Below are 11,292 nucleotides of genomic sequence, written 5' to 3' on the forward strand. Positions count from 1 at the left end.
CCGCCGGAACCGCGGGCCGCACGGCCCCCAGCGCACCGCAGACGTACCAGCACCGCCGAACGATCTCTGTCCCCGCCCCTACAACAGGTGTGTTCTCCACCGGAGGTAACTTCCGTGTCCATTTCCCCACCAACGTGGTCGAAGGCCGACCTCGTGCCGCAGAAGGACGAAGAACAGCGACTGCGCGAACTCGGCTACCAGCCGGTACTCGCCCGCCGTATGGGCGGCTTCGGCAACTTCGCGATCAGCTTCTCCGTCATCTCCATCCTCTCCGGCTGCATGACGCTGTACGGCTTCGGCATGGGCGCCGGCGGCCCTTCGGTGATGCTCTGGGGCTGGGCGGGCGTCGGTCTCTTCGTCCTCTGCGTGGGCATGGCACTGGCCGAGGTCACCAGCGCGTACCCCACCTCGGGCGCGCTCTACTACATGGCCGACCGGCTGGGCGGACGCAAGTGGGGCTGGTACACCGGCTGGCTGAACCTGCTCGGACTGCTCGGCGCGATCGCGGGCATCGACTACGGCGCCGCGCTCTTCACCGGGGCCTTCCTGAATCTCCAGTTCGGGTTCGATCCCACGCCCGGCTGGACCATGGTCATATTCATGTGCATCCTGCTGCTGCACGCCGTCCTGAACCTGTTCGGCGTCCGGCTGGTCAGTGTGCTCAACTCGATCAGCGTGTGGTGGCACCTGGCCGGTGTCGCGGTCATCGTCGGTGCCCTCGCGATCGTTCCCGACAGCCACCAGTCACCGTCGTTCGTCTTCACCGAGTTCGTCAATGAGACCGGCTGGGAGAATCCGCTCTACGTGGCGGCCATCGGTCTGCTGCTCGCGCAGTACACCTTCTCCGGGTACGACGCCTCCGCGCACCTGTCCGAGGAGACCTCCAACGCCTCGGTGTCGGCCGCGCGCGGTATCGTCCGCGCCATCTGGGTCTCCTGGATCGCCGGCTTCGCGCTGCTGGCCGGACTCACCTTCGCGATCCAGGACTACGCGGGCACCCGGAACAGCGACACGGGCGTGCCGCCCGCGCAGATCCTGATCGACGCCCTCGGCACCAGCGGCGCCACCGCGCTGCTGCTGCTGGTGATCGTGGCGCAGCTCTTCTGCGGCAACGCGGAGGTCGCCGCCGCCAGCCGGATGGTGTTCGCCTTCAGCCGTGACAACGCCCTCCCGGGCTCGGCGCTCTGGCGCCGCGTCAGCAGCCGTACCCAGACGCCCGTTCCCGCGGTCTGGCTCTCCGTGATCGTCGCCTGCCTGCTGGCCGTGCCGTCCCTGTACTCCACGACCGCGTACGGCGCGGTGACGGCCATCAACGTCATCGGTATCACGCCCGCGTACGCCATCCCGATCTATCTGAAGCTGCGCGCGGGCAACCGCTTCGAGCCGGGGCCGTGGACGCTGGGCCGCTGGAGCAAGCCGATCGGCTGGATCGCGGTGGTGTGGGTGGCCGTGGTCACGGTGCTCTTCTGCCTGCCGCAGTCCAACCCGGTGACCGTCGACTCGATGAACTACGCCGTGATCGCCCTGGCCGTGGTGCTGGTCCTGGCCACCGTGTGGTGGTACGTGGCCCGCAGCTCGTACAGCACACCGCAGGCGTACGGCAACGCCCGCGAGCAGTCGGAGATCTCCGAGGGCATCGTCTGAGCGCGGACGGACCCCTGACGGGGGGTGGTGTGCGGCGGGGGCCTCCCGCCGTGCACCACCCCCCGTTCCGCTGTCAGCCTGCCCGCCCGTCGGCCATCTGAGCCTGTTGGCCCTGCTGGCCCTGTCGGCTCTGCCGGCCGGTTCGCCGTCAGTTCTCCAGCAGGAACTGCCTCGCGAGTTCCTCGCCCTGGAGCGCCGCGCCGTCCCGGTCCTCCAGGGACGCGACCTCCGAGTTCTTGAAGAGGATGTAGGTCACGCCCGCACCGGTGCCGCCGCCGTACGGGTCGGCCGAGATACCCAGCCCGCGGGCGGTCGCGAGCGATCCCTCACCGATGATCCCGGGCGGCCCGGTGTCCCCGACGACGGCGTACTGGATCCGGTCGCCGTGGATGACCGCCGCGACGGACCCGCCGCGGATGCCCGACGAGCGGTAGTTCCAGATGGCGCTGGGCGTCGGTACGACGATGTAGGGAGTCTCCTTGGCGTTGAGCGCCCTGCCGCTGGACTCCGTGTAGGCCGTCATGCTCTGGAAGTAGGGATCGGTCCTGGTGTTGCAACGGTCCGTCACCTGGCCGTCGCAGTCGATGTCCATGTCGGCCTTCCAGAACACGGCACCGTTCGCGTCACAGACGGGAATCGCCGTGGGAGCGCTCTCGCGGGCGCGGTAGAGGCCGTTGGAGATCTGCTGGCAGTGGCTGACCTTGGAGAGCAGCGCCTCCGCGGTGACCGGTCCTCCCTCGGTGGCCGGTCCGCCTCCGGCCGGCGGTCTTCGGGCGGGGGGCGGCGGTCCCGCCGCGGGCCTGTCGGCCGGCGGTCCCGGGACTCCTTGGCGTGGGCGCTCGGCCCGTGGGAGGGAAGGCGGCTCGTCGGTGGACTGGGCCAGGGCGGGGAGCACGGTGATGGGGACTGCCGCGGCGGCCAGCAGGGCCGAACCGACGGCGATGAGGACATAGGTGCGAGGGTGCACGGGGGATGATGCCCTTCCTGGTTCCTGGACTGGGTGGCGGGGCCCCGACGGCTCCTGGGCGGTTCCTTGGACGGCTCCTCGGACGGTTCCTTGGACGGCTTCGGGGCAGCGAGCGCTCTAGCGCCCGGACGGAGACGGACGGCGGTCGTCGCCTATGCACTCGTCCAGTCGTTCGAGGAACACTCGCTGTCCCGTTACCAGCGGTTCCACGGCGTCCCGCAAAAGGAACCAGCCGACCCGGTCCAGCTCGGGGAACTCACGCACCACACCCGACCCTCCGGGCCACTCCATGGTGAAGGTGCCGAAGACGGCCGCCGCGGGGTCCAGATCACCCTCGACAGCCCAGGCGGTGACGGTCTTGCCACCCTTTTGGCGGACTTCGCCGAGGGGGGTCCAGGGCCCCTCGGGCACGGGCAGTCCCAGCTCCTCCTGGAACTCCCTGCGGGCCGCGTCCTCGGGCCGTTCCGCCGATCCGTACTCACCCTTGGGGATGGTCCAGGCGGCGGTATCGCGGCCCGACCAGTACGGTCCGCCCATGTGTCCGAGAAGCACTTCGAGACCGGTGTCCATGACCCGGTACAGGAGGAGGCCCGCGCTTCGTTCGCCCGACATGCCGTCAAGTCTGGGCGGGGGCGCGAAGCGTCGCCATTCGCGCGCCGGGGGAGTGCGCCGCCCTCGGCGGGGCTGATCCGTACGCCCGGCCGGGAAGGCCAGGGCTTTGGCGCGGGCTGACACGCCGGAGCATTGCGGTGATACCGCCGAGCCGATCGTATGAACGGTTGCGCCGTACGGCGCAGGGCCCGGCCTCCGTGGGGGGAGACCGGGCCCCTGTGTGCTGGGGGATCGGCGCGGGTTACGGGGCCGACCGGGGCTTTACGGGAACGAGGTGATGGTCGAGGGGACCGTCGACGTTCCCGAGGTCGGCGACCCCGTGTTGTTGATGACGTGGTTGTACTGGCCCATGCCACCGAGGGAGACGACCAGCAGATCGTGGAACTTCACACCGGGTTTCACCGGTGCCTGGAATCCATGGTCCTGCTGGATGTTCGGGTCCGAGGTGTAGTTGCAGTAACTGCCCAGACCCCAGCCCTCGTGGTTGTTGACGGAGTCGGCGACCTTGTAGGCGGCGTACCCCTTGATGCTGCCGTTCTGGATCGAGGCCTGGTTCGGCGCGTCGTACGCCTTCTCGTTCTGGAAGAAGATCGTCCTGCCGTTCTCGCCGTTCCACTCCACGTCGTACTTGTTGAAGTGTTCGACGAAGAGGCCGGTCGCGAGGACGTCGTCACCATTGACCCGCACGCCGTAGTCCGCGCGGTTGGTCTCCCAGCCGACGCCGGCGCCGTGGTCGGCACGCCAGACCCAGGTGTGGTCGATGATGGTGTCGTCACTGTTGATCACCATGCTGGTGGTCGCCTTGCCGGGGCCCGCTCCACCGATCCGGATGAAGACGTCCTGGACCGTGGTCGGGTTCGCGGAGTGGTCCGTGGCCGCGCCCTGCGGTCCGACCTCCAGCAGCGTGGGGGAGTTCACCGGACCGGCGTCGATCAGGAAGCCGGCCAGCTTCACTCCGTCCACATCGGCGACCTTCATCGCGGTCACGCCGTTGTCCGGGATGATCGTGGCGAGGCCCAGACCGAGGACGACGGTGTTCGCGCGGGTCACGTTGATGGTCTGGTTGAGGTGGTAGACACCGGGCGTGAACAGGAGGTTGAGCCCCTGGGCCAGCGCCTGGTTGATCGTCGCCGCGGTCGCGCCCGGCTTGACGACGTAGAACTGGTCGAGCGGCAGGGACTGGCCCTGCGGAGCGCCGTTGCCCCACGTGGTGCCACGCGCGTTGGTGCGCTTGGCGGGGACGAACACCTTGTACGCGTTGCCGTCGAGGTACAGGAACGGCTTCTCGCGGGAGACCGGCGTGTTGGCCAGCGTGGTGTACGGCGGGTTCGGGAAGCTCTGCGCGGGCGCGCCCTCGACACCGGAGAACACCATGTTCCAGACGCCATTGGTCCAGCCGCCGACGGAGCTGTCACGGGTGTACCACTGCTGCTGGGAGTACGGGCCGACGGTGCCGTCGATCTTGCTGTCGGCGATGTAGCCGCCACTGGCCCAGCCGTAGCCGTTGGGCGCGAGGTTGAGCCCGCCCTTGACGTGCATCCGGCGGAACGGCGCGGCCTGGGCGACCGCCCAGCGGTTGGTGCCGCTGACCGGGTTGAGTGCGAGGTTCTCGGCGGAGCGCCAGAAGTTCTGCGTGGCGTTTCCGTTGAACCATCCGGCGTCCACGGTCACATCACCGTTGAAGGTGGTGTCGTCGGGCGACAGACCGAGACCCGAGATCGAGGTGTAGAAGCCGAGTTGGGCGTTGATGTTGCTGTACGTGCCCGGCTTGAACAGGAACTGGTAGCGGCCGGTGCCGAACTGGTCGGCCTCCTGGCGCTTGAAGACCTCGTCGAGCCTGCCCTGGATGTTCGGCGTCGACGGGTCGAAGACGATGACGTTGGGGCCGAGGTCACCGCCGCCGGGGATCGGGTCGCCGGTGCCGCCCGAGGTGCCGCCGAAGATCTGGAACTCCCAGAGGGAGTAACCCCATTGGGTGGCCCGCTGGGTGCCCGTCAGCCGTACGAAGCGGGCGGTGCCCGAGACATTGAGCGTCTCCGTGCCACCGGGGCTGGTGGTGGTGGAGTACGCCTGCGTCCAGCCGTCGGTGCCGTTGGGCGAGAACTCGATCTTGTACGCCTTGGCGTACGCGGTCTCCCAGTTCAGCACGATCTGGCTGACCGCGACGCTGGAGCCGAGGTCGATCTGGATCCACTGCGGGTCGGACGCGGCACTCGACCAGCGGGTCCCGGTGTTGCCGTCGTTGGCGCCGGTGGCGGGCGTGCCGCCGTTCTCCACGCTGGAGGCCGTCACCGGCTTGCCCTGGGAGAGGAGGGTGGGCGCGGCCTGGGCGGAGGTGCTGGGAATGAGAAGCAGCAGCGAGGCGATCAGAGTGGCCGCGATCGAGGCGGCCAGTCCTCGCCGACGGCCCGGAGCGGATCTCCGGAACACCGGTGAAGTGAGCGGAGGAGCGTGCATGGGCAGGTCTCCTGAGTCATCGGACAACGGGCGGGCGGAGCGTGAGGGCAACCGGAGAGCGCTCTCTCGGTAGGGGAGATGCTTCTCTCGTGTTTCGGACACGTCAAGAGTTGTGCACGAAGCCGCCAAGGTTGGTTCTCGTGCCGACAACAAATAACGGACGGGACGCGGCGATTGTCGGACTTTGCGCGGTGTCCGGGGTGTGATGGAGAGGTGTCGTTTCAGAATCTGACGGCGGGTGCGAGCGCCTGAAACATCGTCACGGCATCTCGCTACGAGGTCGCGGCGGCATCATCCGTGTTCGCCACCCGCTCCAGCCACTCGGACAGCAGCGCGTTCTCGGCGGCGGTCAGGGCCGGCGGCGGGGACTGGCGCAGCAGCGCACCGAGCCGGGCCGCGGCGACCGGAGTCCCGGCGGCGGATCCGCCGGGAGCGGCGGACGCGCCGTCGGGGGCGTGGCCGTCCATCGCGCCGGAGGTGAGTACGGCGGCGTGCACCGCGTCGCGGACCCGCCGGGACATGTCGGGATCGGTGAAGGTGGCGGGCCGGGACACCAGCATCAGCGCCACACCGACATTGGCCGACATGACCATCCGGGCGGCGAGCTCCGGGGAGATCCGCAGCAGTCCCCGGGCCGCCGCGCGTTCCAGATCGCGGGTGAGGATCCGGTGCGACTCCAGGGCCGAGGCGGGCGGCTTGCGCATCGAGGGTGAGTTCATCAGCCGGTACAGATTCGGGTTCGCCAGTGCGAACGCGACATGGGTGTCCCAGCCGTCGCGCAGGGCCCGGATCGGGTCGGTGCCCGGCTCATGGGGCCGCTTGGCCGCCAGATAGGCGTCGAATCCATGGTCGACGACGGCGGAGAGGAGCCCCTCCTTGTCACCGAACTGCCGGTAGAGCACCGGCGCGCCGACCTGGGCGGCCTCACAGACCGCTCGCGTGGAGATGTCCCCGTTCGGCGACTTCGCCAGCAGCTCGGCGGCCACCTCCAGAATGCGCGTGCGCGTGCTCATGAGAGGGATGCTACCAACAAGGAGTAACGCTGCTCATGCGTACATGTATTCATCGTTACGCCCTGGTCGCGGCCCGTTTCCGCCCCCCTTGCCCGCCCGTCGGCGGTGGGCGCGGTGTTCCTTGGCGGCTCCGAAGCGTGATCGGGGCCATTGCGGTGATTTGCCGGGAAAGTTAGGCTACATGCTTGGACGGACAAGTCCTGGCGACCGGGTGACCGACGGGGTTCCGGGCCCATCTCCGGAGCGGGGCGCATGGCAGGACGCAATCGGGACCGCAGTCGGCACCGGAACCGAGCGGTGATCGGTGCCGATGAGACACTCGCGCTCAATCGCGTGGGCAGCTTCGACTGGGATCTGGAGAGCGGGTTCCTGGATCTGGACGCGGTGGCCCTGGACGTGTTCGATCTGCGCCCGGGTGAGTACGACGGTACGCGCGAGTCCGTGCTGCCGCGCATCCCGCACGAGGAGCGCGTCCGTCTCGAAGCCGTCGTGGACGCGGCGGTCCGGCACGGCCGGCCCTCGTACGGCTCGTACTTCCAGCTGCTGCGCCGCACCGGTGTGCGGCAGTGGACCCATACGCGGGGGCGCATCCTGCGCGACGAGCTGGGGCACGCGTACCGCGTCGTCGGGATCGTCCGCGACGCGACGTCGGACCTGACGGAGTCCAGTGCGGCCGGCCCCGGCGGCATGGTCCGCGAAGGGCTGAACAGCCTGGTGCAGAGGACCGCCGAAGCCCTGTCCAGAGCGGTCACCGTGGACGATGTCGCCGCCGTTCTGACCGGTGTCGGCGGGCTGGAGCGCTTCGGCGCCGACGGACTCGCGCTCGGTCTGGTCGAGGGTGGCACCCTGAGGCTCATCGCGCTGTCCGGGGAGTCCATGGACGTACTGGACGACCTGCGCCTCCACCGTCTCGACGGAACGCTGCCGCTCGCCGAGGCCGTCCTGAACCAGCGGCCACGCTTCGTCACCTCGCTGAGCGAGCTCGTCGTCGACCGCTTCCCGCGGCTGCGGCCGTATGTCCGCGGGCTCGGATTCAACGCGGCGGCCTTCCTGCCGCTGATCGCCCAGGCCCGCTCCATCGGCTGCCTCGCGCTCTTCTACCGGCGGCGCACCCACTTCTCCGCCGAGAGCCGCTCGCTGTGTCTGGGCCTGGCCGGGATCGTGGCACAGTCCCTCCAGCGCGCCATCCTCTTCGACCAGGAACGCGAGTTCGCGACGGGCCTCCAGGCATCCATGCTGCCCCGCGACATCCCGGAGTTCCCCGGCGCCGAGATCGCCGTGCGCTACCACGCGGCGTGGAGCGGCAGAGAGGTCGGCGGTGACTGGTACGACGTGATCGCTCTGCCCAGGAACCGGGTCGGTGTGGTCGTCGGCGACGTCCAGGGACATGACACCCATGCCGCCGCGATCATGGGACAGCTGCGGATCGCCCTGCGCGCCTTCGCGGGCGAGGGCCACACCCCCGCGACCGTACTGGCGCGTGCCTCGCGCTTTCTCGCGGAACTCGACACCGAACGCTTCGCGACCTGCACCTATGCCCAGGTGGACCTGGGCAGCGGTGTCGTACGGGCCGTACGGGCCGGCCATCTCGGCCCGCTGATCCGCCACACCGACGGCAGAACCGGCTGGCCCAATCTGCGGGGCGGGCTCCCGCTGGGCTTCGCCACGACCTTCGGCCACGAGGACTTTCCCGAGACCCGGCTCGATCTGGTGCCCGGCGAGACACTCGTGCTCTGCACCGACGGGCTGGTCGAGGAGCCGGGCCGCGACATCTCGGCCGGTATGGACACGCTCGCCGACATCGTCAGATCCGGGCCGGACACGGCGAGCGCGCTGGCCGACCATCTCTCGGACCGGCTCTGGGAGCGCTGGGGGACGGGGGACGATGTGGCGCTGCTGGTTCTGCGCCGCCGCCCAGACCGCGGCACGGACCAGGCGCCGCGCATCCATCAGTACGTCCATCAGGCGGATCCGGAAGGGCTGGTGGAGACCCGTGCGGTGCTGCGTCAGGCCCTGGCGGACTGGGGGCTGACGGCGCTGATCGACGATGTGGAGCTGGCGGCGGGCGAACTGCTGGTGAATGTGCTGCTGCACACGGAGAGCGGGGCGGTGCTCACCCTGGAGGTCCTGCCGGAGCCGGTCCGCCGGGTACGCCTCTGGGTCAAGGACCGCTCCAGCGTCTGGCCCCGCCGCCGTACACCCGGCGAGGCGGCGACCTCCGGCAGAGGGCTGCTGATGGTCGACGCCGTGGCCGCGCGCTGGGGGGTCGAGCCGCGGGGCGACGGCAAGGCCGTCTGGTGCGAGTTCGAGCCGGACACGGTCCGGCGCTGAGCGCTGCTCTTACAAAGCAGATGTCAGGGACTCGGCCGACCGCCCCCTGCGCGTCGGCGCAGAGGGCGGATCATCGGCGGCGGAACGGAACTCAGATGTCCAGGAAGCCGAACCATCCGCCGGCCTTGTGCGACGAGGAGGCGCCCTGGGTGATTCCCGCGGGCCCGCCCAGGTTGTGGAAGTGGCCCGCGGCGCCCTCCGTGTGGAAGCCGCCCGCCGCCACGGTCGCTTCGTCGTGGTCCCCGCAGGCGAGGGCCGAACCGGCGCCGCCGAGCAGAGCGGCGGCGGCGAGGGCGGTGGTGGCGAGCACGGTACGGATACGCATGAGGAACTCCTCCGTCAGATGGTGATGCGAACACCGCATGCGTGCCCCGGTGAGCCCGGTCTTCGACCGGATCGCGGTTCATCCCACCCGTACAGCCGAATAAATCAGGACAAGTGGAAATATTTACGCTATAAGGCGTTGATGTGAGCTAGAGGGCGTCGGTGCCCTCGACGGCGTGGGCGACGGCGTCGAGGAACCGGGCGTGCGCGAGATGGCTGCAGGGCGCCTCCGGGTTCCACGGCACGATCCGGGCCCGCTCCTCGACGGCGCGCCAGTGCGCACTGCCGCGGAGCAGGGCGGGTGGCGCCGCGTTGGAGCGGACGTCGGCGAGCACGATGTCCGGCTCCAGGGCGGCGGCCTCGGACCAGCCGGCCGTACGCCAGTTGGCACCGCCGCCCTCCTCGGGCTCGATCAGGGCCACTCCCAGCTCGCCGAGGGCCCGTAGATCCGGCCAGGTCAGAGGCCTGGCCAGATACGCCGTCTCCGGACCGGCGGCCGACAGCGCCAGTACCCGGGGCGCACCGGGCCGCGCCGCCGCGCCCCGCAGCCGGGACTCCGCGCGGTCCAGTTCGGCCTCCGCGGGCCGGCCGGGCGCGTCCAGCGAGCGGGCCAGCTCCGTGAACCGGTCCCTGATGCCCTCGAACGTACGGTCCTTGCCCACGTCGAGGACGACCACGGGCAGCCGCTCCTCCAGACGCTTCGCCGCCTCCGGGTCGATTCCGTAGAACTGTCCGCCGCCGTAGCTGACGGCGACCACCAGATCCGGCTCCGCCGCGAGCAGCGCGTCCAGATCGAGGGCGCTGCCCGCGCCGAAGTCGCGCAGCTCGTCGAGAGGCAGCTCGCCCGCCTTCGCGGGATCGGGTGCCCCGCCGTCGTGGTGGGAGCCGAAGACACCCAGGGGGCGCAACCCGTGGTCCCACAGGGTCGCGCCCGCCTGTATGTAGGTCACCACCCGTGCCGGACGGTTCGGTACGACGGTCAGATGGCCGCGGTCGTCAGTGAACTCCCAGCGGTTGCCCGGGTTCATGTCTCGCCTCGTTCCGCTTGTGATTCCGCTCGTTCTGGCGCGGTTTCCTGTGTGCGGCGCCGGTACGCGCTGTTCGCGCGGGCGCCATCCACTGTCTGCCCACCTCGGACCGCCCGAACTCCCGCTCCACCGCCGTGCGGACTCCCGCCCCAGGGCCGTCCCGCCCGGTCCCGCGGCCCGATGATGGAGAATCGCTGATCGTGGCGGGTGGTTCGGCCGCCGCACGGACCCAGGGGCCCGATTCCCGCCAGGCCGGACAGGGCCCGGTGCCCGAAGACCCCTCAGCACGCCCGTACGGAGCGTATTCATGGAGCCCACCGCTCATGTCAGCAGAACCACCCTGCCCGGGGTCGGTGTCCGTTACGACCTGAACACGGACGCCGGAGAGCATCTGTCGGTCGTCGTGCACCAGGACGGACGGCGCATCCTCGCCTTCCACGATCCGGAGGACGACGACAACTGCAAGGAGGCCGCGTCCCTCGCTCCGCACGAGGCGACGGCGCTCTCCGAACTCCTGACACCGGACCCCGTCGCGCATCTGCGTCAGCATCTGGAGATCGATCTGCTCACCGAGCACATCCCGGTCACCAAGAGATCGCCGTACGTGGGCCGCACGCTCGGCTCCGCCCAGGTGCGTACCCGGACCGGCGCCTCGATCGTGGCCGTCCTGCGCCGCACGGACGCCTTTCCCTCGCCCGCCCCGGACTTCCGCTTCGCCCTCGGGGACACCCTCGTCGTCGTCGGTACCCGGGAAGGTGTCGACGCCGCCGCCGAACTGATCACCGGAGGATGAACGCCCGTGCACGACACCACCGCACTGCTCATAGAACTCGGCTCCGTCATCCTGGTCCTGGGCATACTCGGCCGGCTGGCCGGCCGGGTGGGCTTCTCCGCGATCCCGCTCTACCTGCTCGCC

Annotated in this window: 9 protein-coding genes; 3 read left to right on the forward strand and 6 right to left on the reverse strand. The window is 69.8% G+C overall.

Translation table 11 applies throughout. The features are described 5' to 3' along the window. Window positions 1-114 precede the first annotated feature (114 nt). Window positions 115-1,644: an amino acid permease gene (locus BFF77_RS17860; protein ID WP_425424384.1), complete on the forward strand. Its 1,530-nt coding sequence runs from the start codon at window positions 115-117 to the stop codon at window positions 1,642-1,644. 148 nt (window positions 1,645-1,792) lie between these two features. Here BFF77_RS17860 and BFF77_RS17865 read toward each other — a convergent pair whose 3' ends face one another. From BFF77_RS17865 to BFF77_RS17880, 4 genes are all read right to left on the reverse strand, one after another. After that, window positions 1,793-2,611, reverse strand: a complete 819-nt coding sequence (locus BFF77_RS17865; protein ID WP_066950633.1) for a glycoside hydrolase family 75 protein — start codon at window positions 2,609-2,611, stop codon at window positions 1,793-1,795. Between the two features lie 117 nt (window positions 2,612-2,728). Then, on the reverse strand, window positions 2,729-3,223 hold the full coding sequence (locus tag BFF77_RS17870) for an NUDIX hydrolase (RefSeq protein WP_066950635.1): 495 nt from the start codon (window positions 3,221-3,223) through the stop codon (window positions 2,729-2,731). A 261-nt stretch (window positions 3,224-3,484) separates the two neighbouring features. Beyond that, the gene (locus tag BFF77_RS17875; RefSeq protein WP_079125256.1) at window positions 3,485-5,680 is read right to left on the reverse strand and encodes a discoidin domain-containing protein; all 2,196 of its coding nucleotides are present in this window, start codon (window positions 5,678-5,680) and stop codon (window positions 3,485-3,487) included. 272 nt (window positions 5,681-5,952) lie between these two features. Further along, on the reverse strand, window positions 5,953-6,693 hold the full coding sequence (locus tag BFF77_RS17880; RefSeq protein WP_066950638.1) for a TetR/AcrR family transcriptional regulator: 741 nt from the start codon (window positions 6,691-6,693) through the stop codon (window positions 5,953-5,955). A gap of 252 nt (window positions 6,694-6,945) precedes the next feature. On the opposite strand from BFF77_RS17880, the gene BFF77_RS17885 reads away from it, so the two are divergent. Further along, entirely contained in the window at window positions 6,946-9,024 is a 2,079-nt protein-coding gene (locus BFF77_RS17885) for a SpoIIE family protein phosphatase (protein WP_066950640.1), read from the forward strand. Window positions 9,025-9,115: 91 nt separating this feature from the next. On the opposite strand, the gene BFF77_RS17890 is transcribed toward BFF77_RS17885, so the two are convergent. Then, window positions 9,116-9,349 carry a hypothetical protein gene (locus BFF77_RS17890; RefSeq protein ID WP_066950643.1) on the reverse strand — a complete coding sequence of 78 codons (234 nt, stop codon included), beginning with the start codon at window positions 9,347-9,349 and terminating at the stop codon, window positions 9,116-9,118. Window positions 9,350-9,497: 148 nt separating this feature from the next. Further along, the gene (locus BFF77_RS17895; RefSeq protein WP_066950645.1) at window positions 9,498-10,376 is read right to left on the reverse strand and encodes an ABC transporter substrate-binding protein; all 879 of its coding nucleotides are present in this window, start codon (window positions 10,374-10,376) and stop codon (window positions 9,498-9,500) included. 307 nt (window positions 10,377-10,683) lie between these two features. Here BFF77_RS17895 and BFF77_RS17900 point away from each other — a divergent pair, with 307 nt between their 5' ends. Next, entirely contained in the window at window positions 10,684-11,169 is a 486-nt protein-coding gene (locus BFF77_RS17900; RefSeq protein ID WP_066950647.1) for a cation:proton antiporter regulatory subunit, read from the forward strand. Window positions 11,170-11,292: the final 123 nt, after the last annotated feature.

This window comes from Streptomyces lushanensis, assembly GCF_001700515.1.
GTDB classification, from domain to species: Bacteria; Actinomycetota; Actinomycetes; order Streptomycetales; family Streptomycetaceae; genus Streptomyces; species Streptomyces lushanensis.

What these genes read in the sequence shown, in the direction of transcription:
- BFF77_RS17870 (WP_066950635.1), bottom strand. Translation starts at nt 3,223, where the DNA reads ATGTCGGGCGAACGAAGCGCGGGCCTCCTCCTGTACCGGGTCATGGAC.
- BFF77_RS17875 (WP_079125256.1), bottom strand. Translation starts at nt 5,680, where the DNA reads ATGCACGCTCCTCCGCTCACTTCACCGGTGTTCCGGAGATCCGCTCCG.
- BFF77_RS17880 (WP_066950638.1), bottom strand. Translation starts at nt 6,693, where the DNA reads ATGAGCACGCGCACGCGCATTCTGGAGGTGGCCGCCGAGCTGCTGGCG.
- BFF77_RS17885 (WP_066950640.1), top strand. Translation starts at nt 6,946, where the DNA reads ATGGCAGGACGCAATCGGGACCGCAGTCGGCACCGGAACCGAGCGGTG.
- BFF77_RS17890 (WP_066950643.1), bottom strand. Translation starts at nt 9,349, where the DNA reads ATGCGTATCCGTACCGTGCTCGCCACCACCGCCCTCGCCGCCGCCGCT.
- BFF77_RS17895 (WP_066950645.1), bottom strand. Translation starts at nt 10,376, where the DNA reads ATGAACCCGGGCAACCGCTGGGAGTTCACTGACGACCGCGGCCATCTG.
- BFF77_RS17900 (WP_066950647.1), top strand. Translation starts at nt 10,684, where the DNA reads ATGGAGCCCACCGCTCATGTCAGCAGAACCACCCTGCCCGGGGTCGGT.